At 38.2% G+C, this 23608-nt stretch carries 23 protein-coding genes, 2 tRNA genes and 1 pseudogene; 15 read left to right on the forward strand and 11 right to left on the reverse strand.

Going from position 1 to position 23608, the window contains the following annotated elements; genetic code table 11:
• The first annotated feature begins 80 nt into the window (after positions 1-80).
• Entirely contained in the window at positions 81-290 is a 210-nt protein-coding gene (locus WG906_RS13385; protein ID WP_339993206.1) for a hypothetical protein, read from the forward strand.
• A gap of 1779 nt (positions 291-2069) precedes the next feature.
• Here the strand turns inward: WG906_RS13385 and WG906_RS13390 are convergent.
• The 5 genes from WG906_RS13390 to WG906_RS13410 all read right to left on the reverse strand — a co-directional run bounded on the left by WG906_RS13390 (position 2070) and on the right by WG906_RS13410 (position 4419).
• Positions 2070-2942, reverse strand: coding sequence for a CPBP family intramembrane glutamic endopeptidase (locus WG906_RS13390; RefSeq protein ID WP_339993207.1), 873 nt, complete (start codon positions 2940-2942; stop codon positions 2070-2072).
• A gap of 198 nt (positions 2943-3140) precedes the next feature.
• Complete coding sequence (locus WG906_RS13395) at positions 3141-3374, reverse strand: hypothetical protein (protein WP_339993208.1); 234 nt, start codon at positions 3372-3374, stop codon at positions 3141-3143.
• A 222-nt stretch (positions 3375-3596) separates the two neighbouring features.
• Positions 3597-3682, reverse strand: a tRNA-Leu gene (locus WG906_RS13400).
• Between the two features lie 51 nt (positions 3683-3733).
• A tRNA-Gly gene (locus WG906_RS13405) sits at positions 3734-3809 on the reverse strand.
• A 115-nt stretch (positions 3810-3924) separates the two neighbouring features.
• The gene (locus WG906_RS13410) at positions 3925-4419 is read right to left on the reverse strand and encodes a regulatory protein RecX (RefSeq protein WP_339993210.1); all 495 of its coding nucleotides are present in this window, start codon (positions 4417-4419) and stop codon (positions 3925-3927) included.
• A 65-nt stretch (positions 4420-4484) separates the two neighbouring features.
• On the opposite strand from WG906_RS13410, the gene WG906_RS13415 reads away from it, so the two are divergent.
• Complete coding sequence (locus tag WG906_RS13415; RefSeq protein ID WP_339993211.1) at positions 4485-6953, forward strand: bifunctional UDP-N-acetylmuramoyl-tripeptide:D-alanyl-D-alanine ligase/alanine racemase; 2469 nt, start codon at positions 4485-4487, stop codon at positions 6951-6953.
• 48 nt (positions 6954-7001) lie between these two features.
• Positions 7002-7598 (forward strand): DUF502 domain-containing protein, encoded by a 597-nt coding sequence (locus WG906_RS13420; protein ID WP_339993212.1) that lies wholly within the window; start codon positions 7002-7004, stop codon positions 7596-7598.
• Here the strand turns inward: WG906_RS13420 and WG906_RS13425 are convergent.
• The 3 genes and pseudogenes from WG906_RS13425 to WG906_RS13435 form a co-directional block, all read right to left on the reverse strand.
• The gene (locus WG906_RS13425) at positions 7595-8128 is read right to left on the reverse strand and encodes an O-acetyl-ADP-ribose deacetylase (protein WP_339993213.1); all 534 of its coding nucleotides are present in this window, start codon (positions 8126-8128) and stop codon (positions 7595-7597) included. The genes WG906_RS13420 and WG906_RS13425 overlap by 4 nt on opposite strands.
• Positions 8129-8288: 160 nt before the next feature.
• Positions 8289-8924: a peroxiredoxin gene (locus tag WG906_RS13430; RefSeq protein ID WP_339993214.1), complete on the reverse strand. Its 636-nt coding sequence runs from the start codon at positions 8922-8924 to the stop codon at positions 8289-8291.
• Positions 8925-8999: 75 nt separating this feature from the next.
• Positions 9000-9692 (reverse strand): annotated as a pseudogene (locus tag WG906_RS13435) (DUF72 domain-containing protein); the annotation flags it as partial.
• 334 nt (positions 9693-10026) lie between these two features.
• Between WG906_RS13435 and WG906_RS13440 the strand changes: the two are divergent.
• The 3 genes from WG906_RS13440 to WG906_RS13450 are packed head-to-tail and all read left to right on the forward strand — an operon-like array spanning position 10027 to position 12429.
• Positions 10027-10770, forward strand: coding sequence for a nucleotidyltransferase (locus tag WG906_RS13440; protein WP_339993215.1), 744 nt, complete (start codon positions 10027-10029; stop codon positions 10768-10770).
• 3 nt (positions 10771-10773) lie between these two features.
• Entirely contained in the window at positions 10774-11511 is a 738-nt protein-coding gene (locus WG906_RS13445; RefSeq protein WP_339993216.1) for a metallophosphoesterase family protein, read from the forward strand.
• Positions 11512-11571: 60 nt separating this feature from the next.
• Positions 11572-12429, forward strand: a complete 858-nt coding sequence (locus tag WG906_RS13450) for a lysophospholipid acyltransferase family protein (protein WP_339993218.1) — start codon at positions 11572-11574, stop codon at positions 12427-12429.
• A 3-nt stretch (positions 12430-12432) separates the two neighbouring features.
• On the opposite strand, the gene WG906_RS13455 is transcribed toward WG906_RS13450, so the two are convergent.
• Complete coding sequence (locus tag WG906_RS13455) at positions 12433-13137, reverse strand: PAS domain-containing protein (RefSeq protein ID WP_339993219.1); 705 nt, start codon at positions 13135-13137, stop codon at positions 12433-12435.
• A gap of 156 nt (positions 13138-13293) precedes the next feature.
• Here WG906_RS13455 and rluF point away from each other — a divergent pair, with 156 nt between their 5' ends.
• On the forward strand, positions 13294-14253 hold the full coding sequence (gene rluF, locus WG906_RS13460) for a 23S rRNA pseudouridine(2604) synthase RluF (RefSeq protein WP_339993220.1): 960 nt from the start codon (positions 13294-13296) through the stop codon (positions 14251-14253).
• On the opposite strand, the gene WG906_RS13465 is transcribed toward rluF, so the two are convergent.
• Positions 14254-14661, reverse strand: a complete 408-nt coding sequence (locus WG906_RS13465; RefSeq protein ID WP_339993221.1) for an META domain-containing protein — start codon at positions 14659-14661, stop codon at positions 14254-14256.
• A 41-nt stretch (positions 14662-14702) separates the two neighbouring features.
• Positions 14703-15890 carry a BaiN/RdsA family NAD(P)/FAD-dependent oxidoreductase gene (locus WG906_RS13470; RefSeq protein WP_339993222.1) on the reverse strand — a complete coding sequence of 396 codons (1188 nt, stop codon included), beginning with the start codon at positions 15888-15890 and terminating at the stop codon, positions 14703-14705.
• A gap of 351 nt (positions 15891-16241) precedes the next feature.
• On the opposite strand from WG906_RS13470, the gene hisG reads away from it, so the two are divergent.
• From hisG to hisIE, 8 genes are all read left to right on the forward strand, one after another.
• Positions 16242-17093 (forward strand): ATP phosphoribosyltransferase, encoded by an 852-nt coding sequence (gene hisG / locus WG906_RS13475; RefSeq protein WP_339993223.1) that lies wholly within the window; start codon positions 16242-16244, stop codon positions 17091-17093.
• Between the two features lie 46 nt (positions 17094-17139).
• A complete protein-coding gene (gene hisD / locus WG906_RS13480) occupies positions 17140-18459 on the forward strand; it encodes a histidinol dehydrogenase (RefSeq protein ID WP_339993225.1) in 1320 nt (439 codons plus the stop codon).
• 91 nt (positions 18460-18550) lie between these two features.
• Positions 18551-19603 carry a histidinol-phosphate transaminase gene (hisC, locus tag WG906_RS13485; protein ID WP_339993226.1) on the forward strand — a complete coding sequence of 351 codons (1053 nt, stop codon included), beginning with the start codon at positions 18551-18553 and terminating at the stop codon, positions 19601-19603.
• Entirely contained in the window at positions 19600-20736 is a 1137-nt protein-coding gene (gene hisB, locus WG906_RS13490) for a bifunctional histidinol-phosphatase/imidazoleglycerol-phosphate dehydratase HisB (protein ID WP_339993228.1), read from the forward strand. The genes hisC and hisB overlap by 4 nt, the downstream gene beginning before the upstream one ends.
• Positions 20737-21390: an imidazole glycerol phosphate synthase subunit HisH gene (gene hisH, locus WG906_RS13495; protein ID WP_339993229.1), complete on the forward strand. Its 654-nt coding sequence runs from the start codon at positions 20737-20739 to the stop codon at positions 21388-21390. It begins immediately after the preceding gene.
• Entirely contained in the window at positions 21368-22117 is a 750-nt protein-coding gene (locus WG906_RS13500) for a 1-(5-phosphoribosyl)-5-[(5-phosphoribosylamino)methylideneamino]imidazole-4-carboxamide isomerase (RefSeq protein ID WP_339993230.1), read from the forward strand. Before hisH ends, WG906_RS13500 begins: the two co-directional genes overlap by 23 nt.
• Before the next feature lie 95 nt (positions 22118-22212).
• The gene (hisF, locus tag WG906_RS13505) at positions 22213-23019 is read left to right on the forward strand and encodes an imidazole glycerol phosphate synthase subunit HisF (protein WP_339993231.1); all 807 of its coding nucleotides are present in this window, start codon (positions 22213-22215) and stop codon (positions 23017-23019) included.
• Entirely contained in the window at positions 23019-23606 is a 588-nt protein-coding gene (gene hisIE, locus WG906_RS13510) for a bifunctional phosphoribosyl-AMP cyclohydrolase/phosphoribosyl-ATP diphosphatase HisIE (RefSeq protein ID WP_339993233.1), read from the forward strand. The genes hisF and hisIE overlap by 1 nt, the downstream gene beginning before the upstream one ends.
• Positions 23607-23608: the final 2 nt, after the last annotated feature.

Consider the following 23608-nt stretch of genomic DNA (forward strand, 5'->3'; position numbering starts at 1 on the left):
TCTTCTGCCTGGGATGGATTAATAAGATACTTGACCTGCTACCTAAAACAATTTATCATTTATTTCCTTTGGTAGTACGTATGAAATTAACCCCAACAAGATATTCCTATCCTGAATTTATCGAGTTTTCCATTTACGGAGATCTGAAGAGCTCCTTCAAACCGAATGACCGCCTGACCTTAAACTCTGATGAGGAATTTGAAGATGTTCAAAGCAGGTTAAGCGAAATTAAGGTCCCTTTTCTGATTAAATCAAAACGGGAAATATGGATCGCTTCAGCTGATTTGTGATAACTTGGTCAGAATCAGAGGAATTTTAAATTAATGCTGATCGGGCAATTCGTCAGGTTAATCCGGCTCGGTTAAAAGAGCTTTTTATTAAAAAGCCGTGTGGATTTGGTTTCCAATGAATGATTGAAAAACGAATAGTTCCATCCCTTAGGTTCTTCCCTAACAACCTGGGTACGCCGCTTGGGTGTGGCTTATATCGTAACCAAAGAGGAAATAAATAAGGGCCGGAGAACATCCCCTTCAAAATTCCAATTTAGCAGGTCGGTAGAGCTATAACAAGCACTGATTCAAACGTACTGGAATTGTTACGGGTGATCGATGGATCGGCGCGATAGCTGTCAACCTCTGCATAATGAACACCTTGCCAATAATACTTTTTTGTTCCGGTTGCCGGATCAGCAAATTTGAAAATACCTCCCCCTGGCTATTGATCGGCATGCCGTCACGTGTGTCCCAGAAGATATCATTTTTGATATTCGTTGTTTGCCCCAGCGCAAGGCTGCCTGAGCATATCACTAATACCCATGCCAGTAGCATGATAGAAAGATTATAATAATGGCTGTTTTTTTTGTTTATATCTATCTATCGGTCTTTAATCCTGATCTGGGAGTCCCGGGTTAGTAAAAGGAGTAAGTAATTGCTAAAATATTCTTTATTTAATTAATAATGGAATCAGGAACCAGTTTAAAGCCCCTGCGAACTACTAACCAAATTTATAATTTATTCCCATCCGTACCTGCGATTCGGGTTACTCCATAAAAACATGAATTGATTTCGTTTCCGTTTTGCATTGGTTAACATAGAATCCTGCAAAATGACTTTAAAACACGTATTCAGACGTTTTTTTTTGCGCTATAAAAAAGTCTATCGGCATACCTCGGCTCAAATTGGTTTTAAACCTAGCCAAATGGTATCTGTGATAAAATGGATAGAAATTATAGAGGGATGGATCTCTAAACCCTCTGAAAATAGCATTTTATCGATAATATCGACATGCAATCGAGTGTATAGTTAGAATGTGACAAGTTAAAACAGGAATAAAAAAAACCTTGTCATTCATCACCGTAAAGCAAAGTGGGACACAGAACACCGAGAAAGAGTTCATCGCCCGAACTCCAATGTTCTACCCATGGTCTACCCATGTTCTGATATGGCCGCTATATGTTGCCTATCAGCACCGAATCACCACGCTATCTGCTCCGAGATTTCTCGGTTCAGATACGAAGCAGATACGGTGCAGATCCGGTGGTGATCAAAGGCCGGTCAGTGGCCGATTTTGATAAAGAATAATTTGATTAGCGATCATCGGAATTAGTAAACAAATGATATAGATATAGATGGTCTGTGGGACAAACCACTGAAAAAAATAAAAAAGGCACTCACTGTCCGATTTCTATGAGTCAAGCAACTAATTTGAGATTATTTTTTTCATATTTTCTATCCTGTTTTACACAAGCAAAAATTAGCTTTAATTACACACATCTTGTTCTTCTTTTCATGGTATAGTTTACGTTCATAATAGGCTCTTAACTCCTGGTTATACCTGATGGCTACCAGTAGCTAATATTCAGTGATATTTTGTTATTGTAAATCTAAAGGTAGATTTAAGGTTCAGCGTCTCTGCGGACAGAAAAAGCAAGCGGCATTGTCATTTTCCACGAAAGGAGAAACTTGTCGAATATAAAGATTAGATGTCTCGCTGCTCTGGACAGGACAAACGAGCTAGCAAAGCGTAGCATCTTTGCGCTTCCCCGCGCTGGTTTGAGCATGTAATTCAGGTTATAAATTTGGCAAATTTTTATCCGTACTTTCCTTCCTGATATATTCAGATAAAAATTTGGGATTAGAAATCATAATAGTAAAAGCAATTAAAAGATAAGCCAGGCTTAGTACAGACCAACCTGTAAAAAGAGGCTCATGATCTGCTCTAATGCTTAATAGCCTATTTTCCATGAAATCTATAGGAGAGTTAACTGAAGCATGAGCAATGGCCAAAACAAAAATATTTCCTTTTGCTTTGTACCATAACCACGTGAGTATAAAACCGAGGGAGATTAACAGAATTATCCATGGCAATACCACTTTATACCCGTTAAACAGAATTGGGAAATGCCATAAGCCCCAGATAATAATCATTGAGATTACTGCGAATGCGACATTTCCCTTTTCTAGCAGTCGAGGTAATAACCAGGCTCTCCAGCCAAGTTCTTCACCCACACCGACAGTTAACAATTGTCCAAAGAAATGAATAAATAGCACTTGCCAGTCCTTATCTAACACATCAAGTATATGTTCCGAAGACTGACCACCCAAAAAATAGGAATAAAAGGTAATAAAGCTGAATATTACAGGTATAATAAACCACCAAAGAACATGCTTTATCTCTGGTCGAAGTTTCCTTAACAAAGAACTTAAACCATCTCTTCCAGATAAAGTTACCGTCATTATGATGGCAGTTAATCCCGGCGCATAAACGGTAATTATTCTTGGCAATACATGAGACGACACTTCACCACCATTTCCTAATATGCCTGAAGTGAACATATTGAATGGAATGCCTATTACGTATGAGATGAAGAACGTGATAGTTATAAAGCCAGCAATTGGATTTTTTTTTAACCAATAGACAATCCGGTTTTCGCTCTTATTCATATTAACGTTTTCTTCATAAAAATGAAGACAGAATCGTTTAAGCTCTTGGCCCGCCCTTCCCATTTCAACGACAGGAGAAATCTTTTGATTTGAAGGTAAGATGCCTCGCTGCTCTCGACATGACAAAGTATGCTAGCAGGGCCTGAGCATTTACTCTACAGAAAAGTTTAATTTTAGCGATGAAAGCTTCTGCAGATGTTACTGATAGAAATGAGCGTCTATCTCACATCCGATGGCATTCGCTTCTTCCGGAGATCTCGCGCCTTCTCTCCACTCCCATCCGTCTTTCCCATTCTGAAGTACACCCAGCGTTTCGCTACCTGCTGATACTGAAAATAAAGTATCATCGTCCTCGTTCTGATGAGATTGAATCCTTAAAATTCGTTCTTCAGAAGCTAATATCACTTTTACGTCGAATGTTTCCTTTGCCATGATGATTTAATATAGAGCCAATTTAATAGTTTATTAACGTATTAGGTTGTTTCAAGAAATTTATTTCGCTTTAGATTGCAAAATCATAAAGTCAATTGCAGAAGTGAGGGTGTCGCTCGCTCCAAGCTCTTTTACGATACAATCCGGCACAAGCGGAAAAGTTGGGGAGAATGGAATAAACGAAAAAAGCACGCAAGTAACTCGGTACCTGCGTGCTTTTTGTACTGAAGGCGGGAATCGAACCCGCACGACCTTTAAGGGTCACAGGATTTTAAGTCCTGCGTGTCTACCAGTTCCACCACTTCAGCATGTTTTGAGAAGGTTCTCAAAACTAAATCCCTTCCTGGTAGAAAGGGATTTGGAGCGAAAGACGAGATTCGAACTCGCGACCCCGACCTTGGCAAGGTCGTGCTCTACCAACTGAGCTACTTTCGCATTGGTATTTACATTTAACGTTTCGTCGATCTTTTTTAAGAAATGATTACCGTTTTTTGTGAGTGCAAATATAGACAGAAAAGCATCTTTGTCAATAGAATAATGAAGTTTTTTTTCATTTTTCTAATAAGCCACTGGAATTCAGGCAATCAAATATCAGGTCTTTTTCATAACCCTTCGATATTCCGTACAAAACCAGCTTTTGACGTCGTTTAAAAGTATCGGTTTCTTTTAGCAAAGCATTCTTTTTCTCTAACAGATCACTTAAGGTCTGTTGATAATCATCATCATTAATCTGATTTAATGCTTTTTTTATCAGATTATCCCCCACCCTCTTAAATTTGAGTCCCTGCTTAATTTTCAATCTGCCCCAATGTTTAATTCTGAACTTCCCTAATGCATAAGCATTCGCGAATCTTTCCTCGTTTAAAAAGTTAGCACTTATCAAGTCACACAACACATCTTCCACATCAGAAGAATGCAAACCATAGCTGTAAAGCTTATCCCTTACCTCCTGCTGGGAACGCTCCTGGTAAGCACAATAATTTTCCAGCCTGGATTGGGCAGTCCTTTTATCCAATACTTTATTTTGTGCTTTTTCGGGGTCCATATTTTTCTGTATCAATTCGTAAAAATATCATTCAAATCCTAAAAATTTATAGAAATTAGTGCGATATGTCGCACACGCTATACCCGGTAAAAGAAATTAAGGAAGTAATTAATGCAGAAGGAGTTCTGAACCATCCGGAAGCAAACATCCGCACCTTGGTTTTCGACAGTCGCAAGTTAACCGACATGGAACATGCTTTATTTTTTGCTTTAAAAGGTCGAAGAGACGGGCATGAATACCTGCAGGAAGTATATGACCAGGGAATCAGGAATTTCGTAATCTCTGAAGATTCTGCAGTTTTAAAAAATCACCCCGACGCCAATATTCTGATTGTACATGATACCCTTCAGGCAATGCAACTCCTAACTGCCTGGCATAGAAAACAATTTGAATATCCTGTAATAGCAATAACAGGCAGCAACGGAAAAACGATTGTCAAAGAATGGCTTTATCAATTGCTTGCGCCAGAAAAAAACATTGTTCGCAGCCCCAAAAGTTATAATTCCCAAATCGGAGTGCCTCTTTCTGTCTGGGAAATGAATGAAGATCATTCGATGGCAATATTCGAAGCAGGCGTTTCACACACAGGAGAAATGATCAACCTTGCGCGGGTTATCCAGCCCACAATAGGACTTTTAACAAATATTGGAGAAGCGCATAACGAGGGTTTCGCCGACAGGGAAGAAAAAATCAGAGAAAAGCTTTTACTATTCGCAAATACAGACCTGTTTATTTACTCACCAAAATATCTGAAAGGCTATACCGGTGAAATCCCCGGGAAAGAGAAATTTACCTGGTCATGGGATGAAGAAGCTGATTTAATGCTTATTGACGATGAGATTCTGGAGGATAAATATCTTTTTATAAGAGGTAAGTACCAAAACCGGGATGTGCAGTGTGCTATTCCGTTTATAGATGCCGCGTCTGTAGAAAATGCAATTTGTTGCTGGGCCACTATTTTAGCCCTGGGGTATTTACCCCAGGATGCCGATCTCAGACTGGAAAAACTTCATCCAATAAAAATGCGTTTGGAGTTAAAAGCTGGCATTAATAATTGTTCGATTATTGATGATTCTTATAGTTCAGATATCTCCTCCTTAGCTATTGCCCTTGATTTTCTGAAACAGCAAAACCAACATTTAAAACGTTCCTTAATATTGTCCGATATTCCTGAAGCCGGAATTGATTCTGACACTCTATATGAACAGGTAGGCAAACTTCTGAAAAACAAGGAAGTGGACCGTTTTATTGGTGTGGGAGAAGAAATCAGGAAGCATGCTGATAAATTCGTTATTGAAAAATCTTTTTTTAAGGATACTGATGACCTGATTAATAACCTCGATACTTTAAAACTAAACAATGAAACAATTTTAATTAAAGGTGCGAGGGCATTCGGCTTCGAGCAGGTAAGTACTTTACTAACTAAAAAAGTACACGAAACTATGCTCGAAATTAATTTAAATGCGCTCGAGTATAATCTGAATCATTATAAGTCACACCTTAAAAAAGGCGTTAAACTAATGGTAATGGTAAAAGCCTTTTCATACGGAAGCGGCAGCTTTGAAATAGCTAACCTGTTGCAGTTTAACAAAATAGACTGGCTGGCTGTTGCTTATGCGGATGAAGGTGTGACACTTAGAAAAGCCGGAATAACATTACCAATCATGGTGATGAACCCCGACTCGATGGCGTTTGATGTTATGGTAGAGCATACTTTAGAACCTGAAATTTATAGTTTCCGTGTGCTTAAAGATTTTATAGAAGCCCTGAATCGCAAAAATCAGGAAAGTTATCCGGTCCATATAAAACTTGATACGGGGATGCACCGACTGGGATTTTCACCTGCTGATATTGAGCGATTACTGAAAGAAATTGAAAACTGCCCCGCCATAAAAATAAAAAGCGTTTTCTCACATCTTGTTGCAAGTGAAGATCCGCATATGGATGATTTTACAGAACAGCAAATTTCTTTATTTAAAGAAATTACTGCCAGAATTGAAAAATCAGTGGGTTATAACTTCCTGCGCCACATCGCCAATACTTCAGCCATCAGCCGGATCCCTGAAGCGCAATTTGACATGGTCCGTCTTGGCATCGGCCTTTACGGGATCGATAATTTTTTTCAAAATAAAAAGTCTCCATTACAAACAGTTACTACATTAAAAACCAGCATCTCGCAAATTAAAGAACTTGCACCAGGTGATACTGTAGGTTACAATAGAAAAGGTGTACTACCGAATGGAGGAAAAGTAGCCACTGTAAAAATCGGTTACGCGGACGGCTACAGCAGGAAACTTGGAAATGGAAATGGAAAAATGCTTGTAAATGGTGTAGAGGTACCAACAATCGGTAATATCTGTATGGATATGTGCATGCTGGATATTACAGGTGTGCACGCCAATGAAGGCGACGAAGTGATTGTATTTAATGACATAATTAAAGTGGAAGATATAGCCAGGCAAATTGATACCATCCCTTACGAAATATTAACCGGTATCTCAGAACGGGTAAAAAGAGTATATTTCTATGAGTAGTCAAAGAAATTCCCATTTATCCGTCTTCATTAATACCTTTGCAGAATAATGAGAAATATTGCCAGGGTTTTATTGAATTACTTTTTTAAAGGAGTATTGGTTGTTGTGCCTTTAGGTGCCGCTATTTTTCTGATCTATTGGATAATATCATCTGTTGATAACGCATTAAACCTGAGTAATGCGATTGGAGTGGACGCTCAGGGCAAGCCTGTTTATATTCCCGGATTAGGAATTTTAACAGTTGTTGTCATCATTTTTATTGCTGGAATTATCGTTACTAATTTTATTACGGATCCGATTAAGGCCTGGTTTAGCCGATGGATAAAAAAAATACCGCTTTTAAGCTTTTTTTACTCTTCTATCAAAGATTTCACAGAGGCCTTCGTTGGCGACGAAAAGAAATTCAGTGAACCGGTTTTAGTTGAGCTTAACGATTCCGGACTTAAACAGGTGGGCTTTGTAACACATAAAAATCTTAATAAAATAAGACTTGCAGGCGAAGTAGCGGTTTATCTACCATTTGCCTATTCATTTGCGGGTCAGTTAGTTATTGTTAAATCTGAAAGAATAAAACCTTTAAACATGACCGCAAGCGCGGCAATGAAGTTTGTTGTTTCCGGAGGTGTTAGCGGATTAACTGATTAATTTAATAAGTCAATATAGAGCTTATAATTCTCTTCATCAAAACACACAAAGTATACTTTTTCAATAGTATCATCCTTCAATAAGAAGTCTTTAACTGTGTTAACTGCAATTTTTGCCGCATCCGGTTTGGGATAGCCAAAAACTCCGGTGCTTATATTGGGGAAAGCTATCGTGAAGAGCTCATGCTTAACTGCCATTTCAAGAGAATTTCGATAACAGTTACTTAATTTCTCGGCTTCCTGATGGTTGCCGCCCTGCCAAATCGGACCCACTGTATGGATTACATATTTGGCCGAAAGATTCCCGCCTGTAGTGATTACAGCCTCACCCGGAGGGCAAGTCCCTTGACGGGCAATTATCTCTTTGCATTCCTCAAGAATTTTCGGTCCTCCTGCTCGATGTATAGCTCCGTCAACACCTCCTCCACCCATTAATGAGGAATTGGCGGCATTTACAATGGCATCAACACTCAGTGCGGTAATGTCACCTTGACTGACAGCTATTTTATTCATAATACCTTGTGCTTCCATATTTGCATAACATAAATATTTCCGACAGGTTTGAACAGAATGGTTTACACTTTGGATCGTACAATCAAAACAGAAGCCTAATTCAGGATGGAAGTAAAACCGGCAGACTCAAAAAAAAAAAGCAGACAATCTAAATTATCTGCTTTTCAAAATGATGCTATTATTTATTAGGCTGGGGAGTGTAGCGTAAATATGGTTTTACAATCCTGTGTCCTTTGGGGAACCTTGCCGGAATATCCTCAGTTTTGATAGCTGGCGTTACAACCACATCTTCACCGTCTTTCCAGTCAGCTGGTGTAGCTACACCATAGTTAGCAGTCAATTGAAGTGAATCAATTACCCTTAAAATCTCAACAAAATTTCTTCCTGTTGATGCCGGATAGGAAATCATCAATTTTATTTTCTTATCAGGACTTATAATGAATAAAGAACGCACAGTGGCTGTTTCAGAAGCATTCGGATGGATCATATCATACAAACCCGATACTCTTCTATCTTCATCTGCAATAATTGGGAAATTAACTTCCACCCCTTGTGTTTCATTAATATCCTGTATCCAACCCTGATGTTTGTCGAGCGGATCAACGCTTAAAGCCAGGACTTTCACATTTCGTTTTTCAAATTCCTCATTTAATGACGCAGTGCGTCCTAATTCAGTAGTACAAACGGGAGTATAATCTGCCGGATGAGAAAATAGAACAGCCCAGCTGTCTCCAAGATATTCATAAAAGTCTATTTCCCCTTTAGAGGTCTGCGCCTTAAAATTTGGTGCGGTGTCGCCTAATCGTAAGCTCATGATTTTAATTATTTAGGTAAGTATTAATATCTACTAAACTAACAGCTTTAAGTTTTAAAGAAAAATATTCTTTCACTAAAAAAGAGAATCTGACCCCGAGATGAATTTAGACTCTGGCAAACTTGTCCCCAATCTTTCATTCAATTTTCTGAAAGTATAATCGGCAAGGATGGGTGTGTCTTTTTCATCGTGCTGATGAAGGAAAAAACAGATCGAATTCAAGCCTTTCTCCGTCCAGTCAGCCAATCGTTTAACCCATTCATCAATCCGGCTATAATCTGTCGGATCCAAACCATTACCTACAAAACGAATAAAGGCATAAGGTGTTGGGAGTTCCATATGAACGCAATCTCTTCTTCCCGAGGCATCGGTAATCACCGCGCCCTTTTTAACCTTATGCAGCAACTCGAAAAGATCTTTTCTTGCTGCAAGGTCACTGTACCATTCGGTGTGACGCACTTCAACAAACAAATCAAAATCATGGGGCAATTGCTCTAAGTAATTTTTTAAAACATCGAAGTTTTTGGGGCCAAAATTATCACTCAATTGCAAAAAGCACGGGCCCAGGTATTCACCAAACTCCGAAATATTTTCAAGATATCGGGATGTATCTTCTTCAGCGTTTTTTTACCTGCGGATATGACTGATTGTCCTGGAAATCTTTGGAAAAAATTTAAAGTCCTTCCCTTCCCCGGCAGCTTTGTCTTTCCAGGCTATGATCTGATCAGTTTTAGGCACCTGGTAAAAAACCGCATTTAGTTCAATACTGTTAAAATGTTTAAAAACCTGACTTCTTTTGTTTTTTCAGTATAAATCAAACCAACCCATTCTTTCCGTCCCCATTTTGCACAGCCAACATACAGGTCTGGTAGTTCAGGCTTTACAGCTTGTTTTAAAACAGCCGTTGTGAGTTCCGAATCCCCGAGGAAAACTAAAATCTATTTTATCAAGTTCGGTTACAGGTACTTTTCCAAAATCCATAGTGTTATTTTACAACCTAAAGGTAACAACAAAGAACAATTCTTTACCATTTGCTTCCGCATCAGTAAAACAGAAGTTTCATTTTAAAGTTTATTACTTACTTGTTTTCGCAGGAAGAAATATGATAGAAACAGACGAACAGAAGAAAGAAGCACGTGTCTTTTATAGAGAAGCACTTGAATTACTAAAAGAATGCGGAACTAATTATATGTTGGGTGGAGGTTTCGCAATGTCGCACTATACAGGAATTTACAGAGATACAAAAGACCTGGATATTTTTTGCAAACCAAATGAATACTCCCTGATCCTGAAGTTTTTTGCGGAAAAGGGGTACCGGATCGAATTGTTTGATGTGAGATGGCTGGCAAAAATCTTTAAAGGTGACTACTTTATTGATGTAATTTTCGACACCGTTAATAACATTTGTACTGTAGACGACACCTGGTACAAGCACGCTTCAAAAGGCGAATTTGCCGGGATGCCTGTTAAGTTTTTATCAGCCGAAGACCTAATCTGGTGCAAAATTTATGTACAAAACAGGGAGAGATTTGACGGAGCTGATATAAACCACATTATATTAAAACATGGAAAAAAACTTGACTGGAAACGTCTGTTAGCCCGTTTAGATCCGCACTGGCACTTGCTGTTATCACAAATAATTAACTTTCAATTTGTATACCCAGCCGATTTTCATGATATCATTCCGAAATGGATTTTTGATGAATTGATGAGCAGAGCACATTTGCAATATGACTTGCCCTCGCCTCTCGAAAGAGTATGCCGTGGTCCGGTTATTGACCAAACTCAATACATGATCGACATTAAGGAATGGGATTACAAAGTTACTACCATCAAAACAGTATAAGTTATGGAGGAAGAAATAAAACGTACAAGGATCGCGGCTGTAGCAGACATACACGTTAAGGAAACAGATAAAGGCAAATGGGTTGAGTATTTTAAAGATATTTCAAAACATGCCGATGTACTGGTAATTGCCGGCGATTTAACGGATACCGGCGATGAACAGGAGGCACAGGTCTTATCCGAAGAATTAAATTCATGCAGCATACCGGTTGTTGCAGTGTTAGGAAATCACGATTTCGAAAAAGGCAGGCATAAGCTTATCAGGAGCATACTTCAGAATGAAAATGTACATATTTTAGACGGAGAAGCTATTATTATCGGTAATGTAGGCTTTGCGGGGGTTAAAGGTTTTGGCGGAGGGTTCGACAATCATATGCTTTCGATGTTTGGTGAAGGAGCTATGAAATCTTTTGTTCAGGAAGCAGTTGATGAAGCCTTGCATCTCGACAGAGCCTTGGCTCGTTTAGATGAAAATCCAAACATCAAAAAAATCGCCATTTTGCACTATTCCCCAATCCGCGATACAGTTATTGGCGAATCGGAAGCTATATTTCCATTTCTGGGATCCTCGCGCCTGGCAGAACCTTTAAGCCGAAGGGGTGTAGAGGTTGCATTCCATGGTCACGCGCATATAGGCACCTTTAAGGGTGAAACTTCTGGTGGGGTACATGTATACAATGTAGCTAAGCCTCTTTTAATTAGAGAAGGTTACGGATCGGCCTACTTTTTACTGGAAGTTTAATTAACAGGTATACTTTGCATATCTGATCAATGCAAAGCTCATTTTTTCTTAGATTTGGCCATGCTTACCCGATTGGGAATATTTGGATTAAAACTTCTATCTTTTTTGCCATTAAATGTATTATACGTCCTTTCAGATGCTCTATTCATAGTTCTTTTTCATATCATGAAGTATCGTCGAATTGTTGTAGACGAAAACCTGAATAACGCGTTTCCTGAAAAGGATTCAGCGGAGAGGAAAAAAATAACTATTCAGTACTATAAATTTCTATGCGATTTAATTATTGAATCTGTTAAAATGATTAGTATTTCCAAAGCCGAAGCGATGGAAAGATTCAAATTCCTGAACCCGGAATTACTGGATGAGTATTTTAAGAATAATAAAAGTGTAATTGCGGTTGCCGGTCATTACGGAAATTGGGAGATGGCCAGTAATGTGGGCCTAATCACAGATAAGAAAATTCTGATTGTGTATAAACCTTTATCAAATGAATTATTTGAACGGTTTATCAAAAAAGTCCGGTCCCGCTTTAGTGCGAAATTGATCCCAATGAAAAAATCTTTCCGGGAGATATTATCTTATAGGAAAGAACCAACGGTATCTATTATTATTAGCGATCAAACGCCTGTAAAAAGTGATTCGCATATTTTTACAAGCTTCTTAAATCAGCCAACGGCGGTTTTTCAAGGCATAGAAAAACTCGCCAAATCATATAATTATCCTGTTGTTTTTTGCGATGTAAAAGTAGTAAAACGCGGTCATTACAGCTGTGAATTTATACCTCTGGTAAATGAGCCGAAAGCTACCGCTGATCGTGAAATTACAGAGGCACATGTAAAATACCTGGAACAGATGATTCAAAAAGAGCCTCAATACTGGATTTGGTCGCACAAACGCTGGAAGTTAAAACCAGAATAAAATTTATAATCGTGTTTGAGGCCGGTGTCTTTCCGCATCTTTTCTTTCTTCCAGGTTTCTCATAATTTTTGTAAACCCTCTGTGAACATTATGCGTGTCAAACAGTGGAAAAACCAGACCACTTCCCCAAAACACAGACTTATCTTTACGAACATGATAACGCTCATCAATAGCCTTACCATTTTTTATTGCCATTTCTAGCTCTTTCTCGGGTTCTTTACTCTCCTGATCCTTCTCAGTAAAAAAAACATGAGCCTTTTTCCCTAATATCTCCTCTTCAGAATAACCTAAAAGTCTTTCGGCTCCTTTATTCCAGCTGCTTACATCTCCCAATTTATCGGTAGTTATAACGGCATATTCTTCTAAACTTTCAACCACCTGCTTGTAAAAATCTTCACTTAACCGAAAGGTATTATCTTCCAGAACATCAGCAGGCATTAAATCAGGCATATTTTCATCCAAAGGCACATCAATCACCACTATTGTAGAATTATCGATACCACAAGCCATTTGCATTGGTTCCTGGGTTATATGATAGTACGTTTCGAAACCATGAGGTAAGTTTTCAACTACAGGTTTCTCTCGTATCGGAAAAAGAGTTATGGTTAAAATTCCTGTTTCATCGTTTTCCTCGTTTTTGGCCAGAACAAAATAATAGCCTTTTTCAATAAGGTAGCCTAAGACGCTTGTATTTAAAGGTATAGTCATAATGATGTATTTTAGTTAACCACCAATACTCTTTAATGTTTATACAGACTTACAGCTTAATAATATTATATTTTCCGTTTTGAAATATAGCATTGTTAACTTTGCAGTGCTAATACGCTTGAAATTTGGTTAAGAGCGTTATCATATCCTTTAAAAATGTCACTCAACTCAACACGCTTAAATAAATACATTAGTGAAAGTGGTATCTGTTCAAGACGCCAGGCCGACAAATTCATTGAAAACGGAAATGTATTTATCAATGGTAAACGGGCTAAAATAGGTGATCAGGTTTTACCTGCCGACCGTGTAGTTGTTAACGGCAATGCTATCGAACCAAGAAAAGAGGAAGACGCTATTTTTATAGCTTTTAATAAGCCAGTTGGTGTAACAAGTACTAGCGAGGCGAGTACAAAAAACAATATAGTTGACTATGTAAATCATAGTGAGAGAATTTTCCCTATTGGAAGATTAGATAAAGATTCGCAGGGATTAATATTTTTAACGAGTAACGGAGACATTGTAAACAAAATATTAAGAGCAGGAAATAATCATGAAAAAGAATACCTGGTAACTGTTAACAAACCGATTACCAACGAATTTATAGATTCAATGTCTTCGGGTGTTCCCATTTTGGGAGTAATGACCAAAAAATGTACTGTAACTAAAGAATCTCCATTTGTATTCAAAATAATTTTAATTCAGGGAATGAACCGGCAGATACGCCGGATGTGCGAATTTTTTGGTTATGAAGTTACCAAACTTGAACGTACGCGTATTATGAACATTAGCTTAAAAGGTTTACCTGTCGGCGAATGGAGAGAATTAACAGAACAGGAAATGTCCGGAATTTTTAAAATGATTAAAAATTCCAGTTCCACGCAGGAGCCTGCCAAATCAAAAAACGATAAATCTTCTAATCCAACTTTAAAAAAAGAGCGGCAAAATACGCCGCCACCCACAAAATCCTATTCGAGGGCAAGACCAACCGCGGGTCAAAAAGCTAAGGAGAAATCAGGTAAAATTAAAGGCGCCGGTAAAAATAACACAAGCGCCAAAAATACATCAAAAGCTTCCAGAGGTAAAGCAGTGTCACCCGCTAAAGGAAAGAGAAGATAATTACTTTTTAAAGGTTAGCAGCACTTTATCTGAATCTGACAAATAAAGCATTCCATTTCTTATCTCAAAACGTTTTACTTTCCTTAAATTGGTAACCATCTGATTTTCAAGATCCATAACTCCATCACAATACATTTTAGTAGATACTATTTCCTGAAAAACGATTTGGCTATCTCCCATCCGTTCGTAATCTGCGCTTATGCTGTTGCAAAACGCTTTACCTTTAACCTCCAGATCTTCACCGTCAAACACTAAATATGCACGACCATTTGCAACTACATTTTTATGGTCGATCATTGTAAGTTGCCAATCGGGACCATCTAATTTCAATTGTACTGTTTCTGGTTTTAATGCGTTACATCCCGAAAAAATTGAAATTGCCAGTATACTAAGTAAGAATTTATTCATAATCTTTTATATTCTAACACTTGATATTGATGTATGTTTGACTACAGGCTTTGGGCTATAACAAAACCACTGGCCCAGGCCCATTGAAAATTATATCCTCCGAGCCATCCGGTTACATCAACACACTCTCCTCCAAAGAATAAGCCAGGCACTTTTTTGGCTTCAAGAGTTTTAGACGACAGCTCATCTGTAGCCACCCCTCCCCGCATTACCTCGGCCCTGTCATACCCTTTATCACCTGCAGGTTTAACCTTAAATTCATGGATAAAAGCCCTGATGGTTTCCAAATCCTGTTTGGTTAAAGAGGCAATATTTTTATCGACAGGCAGATATTTCCCTAAGGCTTCCGCAAATTTTCTGGTATATAAGCCCGACATTATAGTTAGTAAAGACTTCCTGCCGTTTTGCAAACGTTCTTCGTCTATAACTGAGCTAATGGATTGATTGGGAAGCATATCAATACTAATTTCTTCTCCCGGTCGCCAATATGATGATATCTGCAGGATCGCAGGTCCGCTTAAACCCCAGTGTGTAAAGAGTATATTTTCCTCAAAACTTATTTTTTCATTGCTTACACGACAAAAGATACTATTTCCCGCAAGATTGGAAAACCATTCTGCATCTTTTCCGGTAACACTTAAAGGAACCAGGGCTGGTGCCGTTTCAATGATCTTTAATCCGAACTGCCTGGCAACTTTTAATCCGAAATCACTCGCCCCCATTTTCTGAATGGGTAAACCACCCGAAGCGATCACCACATTTAATGCTCTTAACTGCTGGACTTTACCCTTCTGCTCATAATCAATTACAAATCCTTCGTCAGCTTTATCAATTCGTTTAACTTCGCAATTACATCTGATTTCCTGACCAAAATCTTTGCATAAAGTGGTAAAGATATCTACAACATCTTTCGCCTTATTACTTACGGGGAATAATTGCCCTAAAGTTTTTTCCTGCCCGATAATGCCATAAGTTTCAAAAAAGCTTATTGTGTCCTCTACAGTCCATTGCGAAAATGCAGATTTACTGAAATGTTCGTTTTGAGATATAAAATTTGACGGCGTACTATACATATTGGTGTAATTACACCTTCCCCCGCCAGAGATCAATATTTTTGCACCCGGCTTTTCACCTTTCTCTAGTACTAATACCTGTTTTCCTAAAAAGCCTGCCTGAACAGCACACATTAATCCGCAGGCACCTCCGCCAATTATTACAGCATCAATCATTTCCGCAAAACTAAAAACATTGTGGTTAAACCAACCTATAAGGTTTTAAATCCTTTAAGGTTATGTAGTGATCTACGAATCCCTATTCAATTCACTTGTGTCGAAATCATTGTATTAGTGAGCAATCTTTCGATAAAATCACAACAAGCAATGGTTTAAATTTTAATTTTTAACAGGTATATGTATATTTGCGGCTCCCGATTTAATCAGGAATCCAAATTATGGTAACAGTTTTAACACATCACATTCATTTTCACCATCGCCATCATGGCGAGATATGATATGTATGTTTCTACGTGAAACTGTTTTTACCGAAATAATTTGTTGGTCTGATTAATAAAAATATAACAATTGAAAACACTCAAAATAGCTATCCAGAAATCGGGTAGATTAAACGAAAAATCTGTTGAGCTTCTTAAAAACTGCGGTTTAAGCTTCGAAAACTATAAAAGCTCTTTAATATCACCAGTATCAAATTTCCCGTTAGAAATTCTCTTTTTAAGAGATGATGATATTCCGGAATACGTTCAGGATGGAATTGCTGATTTAGGAATTGTTGGTGAAAACGTAATTAACGAAACAGAAGTTGACGTTGCTTATTTACAAAAGTTAGGTTTTGGAAAATGCTCACTAAAACTTGCAATACCTAATAATTCTGAAATCAGGGCTATTTCTGATTTAAACGGGAAATCGATCGCTACATCTTACCCGGTTATTTTAGAAAAGTTTCTGGCTACTCATAATGTAAAGTCTGATATCAGAACAATTTCAGGATCTGTGGAGATTGCGCCCGGACTGGGTTTAAGCGACGCTATTTGCGATTTAGTTTCAACGGGCGGCACTTTAATAAGCAACGGTTTAAAACCTTTCGGTGACGTAATGTATTCTGAAGCGGTTTTAATTGGCCGCAAAGGAGAAGAAAGTAATCCGCTGATTGTTGAACTGATCGACCGGGTTCAATCTGTCCTTCGTGCCAAAGAAACCAAATATGTAGTTCTGAATATCGAACGTAAAAACATTGAAGTAATCAAATCATTGCTTCCCGGGATTAAAAGTCCTACTGTTGTACCTTTAGCCGAAGAAGGTTGGGTAGCCGTTCATACTGTAATACCAGAGAAAGATTTCTGGAGCAAAATAAGTCAGTTAAAAGCTGCCGGGGCTGAAGGAATTGTGGTAATGCCGATTGAGAAGATAATTTTATAATAAGAGGCCCTCAGGGAATTATTTTCAGACTGCCAGAAATTTAGCTATGCTTAAAATTCACAAATTCAAAGAATTATCTGGATCACAAATTCAAGGTTTAACTTCCCGGAATACCGACGAGGATAATACTATTGAAGATCGTGTTCTTTCTATCCTATCTGAGGTAAAACTCAATGGCGATAAAGCTTTATTTGCATTTGCTGACAAGTTTGACGGTGTAAAGCTCAATCGCATCTTTATAAATAAAGAAGAAATAAGCTCTATCGCTAATACAATCGGGGAATCTCAAAAACAGGCGATCAATACCGCTTATCAAAATATAAAGAAATTTCACGAGAGCCAGCTAATCTCCGAGGCAAAAGTTGAAACTATGCCAGGCGTTGATTGCTGGCGCGAAACCCGTGCTATCGAAAAAGTAGGTTTATATATCCCTGGTGGGACGGCTGTCTTACCCAGTACTTTTTTGATGCTGGGCATACCTGCAAAAATTGCCGGCTGTAAAGAACTGGTTGTTTGCTCTCCTCCTCAGAAAACAGAAGGTCAGCCTTTAATTAATTGTTATATTGCTTATGTAGCCCAACTACTTGAGGTTGAAAAAATTTACATGGTTGGCGGTGCGCAAGCTGTTGCTGCCATGGCTTACGGCACCGAATCAATAACTAAAGTTGACAAAATATTTGGCCCGGGCAATCAATATGTAACAAAGGCAAAAACCATAATTCAATCTACAACACAGACTGCTATAGATATGCCAGCCGGTCCGTCAGAGGTGTTAGTTATTGCTGATGAAACGGCAAACCCTGTTTTTGTTGCGGCTGATCTTTTAGCACAGGCTGAGCACGGAGCTGATTCGCAAGCCGTTCTGGTAGCTACATCTCAGGACGTCATTTTTCAAACTATTATTGAGCTTGAAAAACAATTGGCTGTATTACCACGTAAAGAAATCGCTGCAAAAGCAATTGCAAATTCTTATGCGGTTTTAGTTTCTGATCTATCGGAAGCAATGGCATTTAGTAATCAATATGCTCCTGAACATCTCATATTAGCAACCAATAACTGGCAATCTCTAACTTCTCAAATAAGAAACGCTGGTTCTGTATTTCTGGGAAATTTAACGCCGGAAAGTGCTGGTGATTACGCTTCGGGCACAAACCATACTTTACCAACCAGTGCATATGCACGCTCGTATTCGGGCGTTTCGGTTGATTCATTCGTTAAAAAAATCACTTTTCAGCATCTTTCGCCGCAAGGCGTTAAAAACATCGGAAATACTGTAGAAATTCTGGCAGAGCTTGAAGGACTCCAGGCGCATAAAAATGCGATAAGTGTTAGATTACAGTCACTGCTAGTTAATGGACAGTCGTAGGGTAAGTCATCCTGAACTTGTTTCAGGATCGCTATAACAACTGAAAGTGCCAGATGCTGAAACATTTCAGCATGAAAAATTGCTTAAAACAATGGAATTCAACTTAAATAATCTCTTAAGAGAAAATATAAAAAATCTTGTTCCTTACTCCTCTGCAAGAGATGAGTTCAAAGGCGAAGCATCTGTATTTTTAGATGCAAATGAAAATAGTTACGGATCACCAATCCCTACACCATTTAACCGTTATCCAGACCCATTGCAAATAGCGGTCAAAAATCGTCTAAGTGAAATAAAAGGCGTGCCACCGCATAATATTTTTTTAGGAAATGGCAGCGATGAAGCAATAGATATTCTTTTCAGGGCCTTTTGCCGCCCGGGAATTGATAATGTTATTACAGTCCCTCCTACTTATGGCATGTACGAGGTATCGGCCAATATAAATGATATTGCTATTAAAAAAGTGCCTTTGACTCCCGATTATCAATTAAATCTGGAAGAAATAGCCGCTGCAATAGACGAAAACACGAAGCTGATTTTCATATGCTCTCCTAACAACCCAACAGCTAATTCGATCAACAGAGAAGATATTGAAACCATTCTGGCTAATTTTAACGGATTAGTTATAATTGATGAAGCATACATTAATTATTCGCGCCAGAAAACTTTTATACAGGAACTGACTGAATACAGCAACCTTGTTGTTTTACAAACACTTTCTAAAGCCTGGGGTTTAGCTGGCTTGCGTATCGGGATGGCTTTTGCCAGCGAAGAAATCATTGAAGTTTTTAATCGTGTTAAGCCACCTTATAATATTAACCAGGCATCACAACAATTAGCTTTAGAAGCCTTAAATAACATCGAACAGGTAAATACCTGGATAAAGGAAACTATTGAGCAACGCGAAGAGCTGGTGAATAAATTATCAAAACTTCCTTTTGTGCTTAAAATTTATCCATCAGACGCTAACTTTGTCCTGGTGAAAACTACTAACCCAAAGGGCATTTATAATTATTTGGTTGAGAGAGGAATAATCGTACGCGACCGTTCTAAAATTGAATTGTGTGAAGGCAGCCTGCGAATTACTGTCGGAAAACCCGATGAAAATGAAAAATTAATTGACGCTTTAAAATCCTTTCAAGGATGAAAAAAATACTATTCATAGACCGCGACGGAACGCTATGTCTTGAACCTGAAGATTACCAGGTAGATTCATTTGAAAAATTAAAATTCTATCCTCAGGTTTTTAAGTATCTGACTAAAATCGTCGAAGAACTTGATTACGATTTGGTAATGGTGACCAATCAGGATGGTTTGGGTACAGACTCTCATCCTGAAGAAAATTTCTGGGCTGTACAAAACTTCATCATTGATACGTTTAAAGGAGAAGGCATTCAATTTTCTGAAATTATTATTGACAAAACCTTCTCACACGAGAATGCTCCAACCCGCAAACCGGGTACAGCTTTACTTACTCATTACTTTGATACAGAAAAGTATGACCTGGCAAATTCATTCGTATTAGGAGACAGGATCACAGACGTTGCTCTAGCAAAAAATCTGGGCTCAAAAGCCATATGGATCAAACAGGATGATAATTTAGGAGCTGATGAAATTGCAGAACAAAAACACGATTTAAAAGAGTTTATAGTTTTAGATACTACCAACTGGAAAGATATTTACGAATTCTTAAAAGTTGGAAAACGAGAAGTAGAGCATCAGCGTACCACTAAGGAAACCGATATTTATATTAAATTAAACCTTGATGGAAAAGGTGATGCGAAAATTTCAACCGGTTTGCACTTCTTTGATCACATGCTCGAACAAATTGCCCGCCACGGCAGTATAGATTTAGAGATCAAAGCTGAAGGAGATTTGCATATCGATGAACATCATACAATAGAAGATACAGGAATCGCTTTAGGAGAAGCTATTGCCAAAGCATTTGGTGATAAACGCGGCATTGAACGTTATGGTTTTTGTTTACCTATGGACGATTGCCTGGCTCAGGCTGCAATAGATTTTGGCGGAAGAAACTGGATTGTTTGGGATGCTGATTTTAAACGGGAAAAAGTTGGTGAAATGCCTACCGAGATGTTTTATCACTTCTTTAAATCATTTAGTGATGCTTCAAAATCAAACCTGAATATTAAGGCGGAAGGCCAGAATGAGCATCATAAAATAGAAGCTATTTTTAAAGCTTTCGCTAAAGCAATAAAAATGGCCGCAAAACGTGATGTAAATAATATGCAGTTACCAAGTACCAAGGGGCTTTTATAGATGCAAAAGAATCAGGATACCGAGACGCAAAATACAATTGGCATTGTTAATTACGGTGCTGGTAATATATTTTCTTTAACTGCGGCTCTCGACAGGCAAAATATAGCTTACCGGATGATTGATTCACCTGAAGAATTTGAAAAATTTGAAAGGTATATTATTCCAGGTGTCGGTCATGCCGGAGCTGCTATGCAAAAGCTTAAGGAGAGTGGTATGGTAGAAAAAATTCTGGCCACTAAAAAACCTGTTTTAGGCATTTGCGTGGGCATGCAATTACTTACAGAATTTTCTGAAGAAGGAAATTCTACACTTCTTGGCATTGCCCCGGTAAAAACCTGCCTTTTTTCAGAAAATTTAAAACTTAAAGTACCTCATACGGGTTGGAACAAAGTTAACTCATCAATTGATAATGAATTATTTAAGGGATTAAATAAGGATACCTATTTCTATTTTGTACATTCCTATTTTATAGAATTTAATCCTAATTTTACAATAGCTTCGGCCGACTATGGAATTAGATTTTCAGCCGCCTTAAAAAAAGACAATTATTACGGCGTTCAGTTTCATCCGGAAAAATCTGGAGAAGCTGGCGAACAGATATTAAAAAACTTTTCATTAATTAAAGAAAACCATGTACATAATTCCGGCAATTGACATTCTTGACAAAAAAGTTGTTCGTTTGAGAGAAGGCGATTACGATCAGGCCACACTTTACGACGTTACACTTGAAGAAATGATTGAAAAGTACCAGTCTAACGGTACCGAGTTTGTTCATATCATCGATCTTAATGGAGCTAAAGGTGATTTTAGCAACCAGGAATACCTCTTTAATATCATCCGAAAAACTGAAATGAAAGTTCAATACGGTGGTGGAGTAAGAAGTATAGAAAAAGTTAAAGAACTTATTGATGCAGGTATCCATCGGGTTATAGTTGGAACACAGGCATTAACGAATCCGGATTTCTTGCCTTCTTTAAGTGAGACACTATGCGGAAAAGAACAGTGTTCTGACCAGATAGTAGTAGCGATTGACGTACTGGATGAAGTAATAAAATACTCCGGATGGATGGAAAGTTCACCCATTAAACTAAGAGATTACGTGGATCGTTGCCTTAATCTGGGTTTTTTTCGGTTTTTATGCACAGACATTAATAAGGACGGTAAACTTGGCGGAGCCGGTATCGAATTATATCAGAAATTATTAGACCACTCTCCATTTATAAAACTTATAGCATCGGGCGGAATAAGTTCAATGGCCGACATTGAAGCATTAAATGATATCAAAGTTGAAGCTTGTGTTGTTGGTAAAGCGATTTATGAAAACCGGATTTCAATTGAAGAAATTAAAGATTGGAATTTAAAATCATTGATATCGTTCTAAAAACCACATAGAATTCAATCAGGTCAAAATTAAGATTTAAACTAGGGTCTCTGAAGTCTTACAATTGACCAAATATTTAAGAAATACTTCACGTGTTGAATATAGTTCCAGCCGCTTTACAATCTCCCCCTTCAGCGGGTCGGGGGGGCTTAGCTAAACGTATTATCCCCTGTCTTGATGTCAAAGACGGCCGTACTGTTAAAGGTGTAAACTTTGTTGATCTGCGCGATGCTGGTGATCCTGTAGAACTTGCCTGGCAATATTCTCAGCAAGGTGCTGATGAATTAGTATTTCTTGATATTACTGCAACTCACGAACGCCGAAAAACAATGGTTGAACTGGTTAAATCAGTTGCCCGCCAGATCAACATCCCATTTACCATCGGTGGAGGTATAAATGAGATTTCAGACGCCGAAATTCTTCTGAACGCCGGTGCTGATAAAATTTCTATAAACTCTGCTGCTGTTAGAAATCCCGATTTTATTGATGAACTAGCTGCAGCTTTTGGAAAACAATTTGTGGTCGTTGCGGTAGATACAAAATTTGTGGAAGGCAGAAATCTGGTCCATTTAAATGGCGGACGTATCGCAACCGAGTTTGAAACAGAGAAGTGGATTAAAGAAGCTGAAGAGCGGGGCGCCGGTGAAATTCTGCTAACATCCATGGATCACGACGGAACAAAAGCGGGATTTGATATTTCACTTTTAAAAAACATAAACGATGCAATTTCCATCCCCTTGATTGCATCTGGCGGAGCAGGTAATGTTCAGCATTTTATTGATGTATTTCAGAAAACTGATGTTGATGCGGCTCTTGCTGCTTCAGTTTTCCATTACGGGGAAATCCTTATACCTTCGCTGAAAGAAGAGTTAAGAAAATCTAATATTGAGGTAAGGCTATAATGACTATTGATTTTTCAAAATCCGACGGATTAGTCCCGGTTGTAATACAGGATGAGCAAACGTTAGAGGTGCTTATGTTGGGATACATGAATGAAGAAGCATTCAATAAAACCAGCGCAGAGGGAAAGGTAACTTTCTTTTCACGCACGAAAAACCGTTTGTGGACAAAAGGTGAAGAAAGCGGTAACTTTCTTTTAGTAAAAAACATCAGTATCGACTGCGATAACGACACTTTACTGATTAAAGCAAAACCTATAGGTCCAACCTGCCACACAGGTTCAAGGAGTTGTTTTAATACAACATACAATCAGAATTTTATTTTTAAACTTGAAGGCATTGTTAAAGACCGATACGATAATCCGGTAGAAGGCTCATATGTAAACCGGCTGCACGCTAAAGGTCTGAATAAAATCGCCCAAAAAGTTGGCGAAGAGGGTGTTGAAACCGTGATTGCCGCTCTCAATGAAACCGAACAGGATTTTATCAATGAATCTTCTGATCTCCTTTTCCATTTACTTGTTCTTCTAAGAGAGAAAAATATAAGCCTGGAAACCATCGCAAAAAATCTTGAGAATAGACATCAGTAAAT

Source organism: Pedobacter superstes (assembly GCF_037622515.1).
Lineage (GTDB): Bacteria > Bacteroidota > Bacteroidia > Sphingobacteriales > Sphingobacteriaceae > Paradesertivirga > Paradesertivirga superstes.

Bases quoted from the DNA above. Each gene is read 5' to 3' on its own strand.
- WG906_RS13425 (WP_339993213.1), bottom strand. From the start codon at position 8,128: ATGGAAGCACAAGGTATTATGAATAAAATAGCTGTCAGTCAAGGTGAC.
- rluF (WP_339993220.1), top strand. From the start codon at position 13,294: ATGTCACTCAACTCAACACGCTTAAATAAATACATTAGTGAAAGTGGT.
- hisH (WP_339993229.1), top strand. From the start codon at position 20,737: ATGCAAAAGAATCAGGATACCGAGACGCAAAATACAATTGGCATTGTT.
- WG906_RS13415 (WP_339993211.1), top strand. From the start codon at position 4,485: ATGTCGCACACGCTATACCCGGTAAAAGAAATTAAGGAAGTAATTAAT.
- hisB (WP_339993228.1), top strand. From the start codon at position 19,600: ATGAAAAAAATACTATTCATAGACCGCGACGGAACGCTATGTCTTGAA.
- hisIE (WP_339993233.1), top strand. From the start codon at position 23,019: ATGACTATTGATTTTTCAAAATCCGACGGATTAGTCCCGGTTGTAATA.
- WG906_RS13465 (WP_339993221.1), bottom strand. From the start codon at position 14,661: ATGAATAAATTCTTACTTAGTATACTGGCAATTTCAATTTTTTCGGGA.
- WG906_RS13450 (WP_339993218.1), top strand. From the start codon at position 11,572: ATGCTTACCCGATTGGGAATATTTGGATTAAAACTTCTATCTTTTTTG.
- WG906_RS13420 (WP_339993212.1), top strand. From the start codon at position 7,002: ATGAGAAATATTGCCAGGGTTTTATTGAATTACTTTTTTAAAGGAGTA.
- WG906_RS13470 (WP_339993222.1), bottom strand. From the start codon at position 15,890: ATGATTGATGCTGTAATAATTGGCGGAGGTGCCTGCGGATTAATGTGT.
- WG906_RS13440 (WP_339993215.1), top strand. From the start codon at position 10,027: ATGATAGAAACAGACGAACAGAAGAAAGAAGCACGTGTCTTTTATAGA.
- WG906_RS13390 (WP_339993207.1), bottom strand. From the start codon at position 2,942: ATGAATAAGAGCGAAAACCGGATTGTCTATTGGTTAAAAAAAAATCCA.
- WG906_RS13410 (WP_339993210.1), bottom strand. From the start codon at position 4,419: ATGGACCCCGAAAAAGCACAAAATAAAGTATTGGATAAAAGGACTGCC.
- WG906_RS13455 (WP_339993219.1), bottom strand. From the start codon at position 13,137: ATGACTATACCTTTAAATACAAGCGTCTTAGGCTACCTTATTGAAAAA.
- WG906_RS13430 (WP_339993214.1), bottom strand. From the start codon at position 8,924: ATGAGCTTACGATTAGGCGACACCGCACCAAATTTTAAGGCGCAGACC.
- WG906_RS13500 (WP_339993230.1), top strand. From the start codon at position 21,368: ATGTACATAATTCCGGCAATTGACATTCTTGACAAAAAAGTTGTTCGT.
- hisC (WP_339993226.1), top strand. From the start codon at position 18,551: ATGGAATTCAACTTAAATAATCTCTTAAGAGAAAATATAAAAAATCTT.
- WG906_RS13395 (WP_339993208.1), bottom strand. From the start codon at position 3,374: ATGGCAAAGGAAACATTCGACGTAAAAGTGATATTAGCTTCTGAAGAA.
- hisD (WP_339993225.1), top strand. From the start codon at position 17,140: ATGCTTAAAATTCACAAATTCAAAGAATTATCTGGATCACAAATTCAA.
- WG906_RS13445 (WP_339993216.1), top strand. From the start codon at position 10,774: ATGGAGGAAGAAATAAAACGTACAAGGATCGCGGCTGTAGCAGACATA.
- WG906_RS13385 (WP_339993206.1), top strand. From the start codon at position 81: ATGAAATTAACCCCAACAAGATATTCCTATCCTGAATTTATCGAGTTT.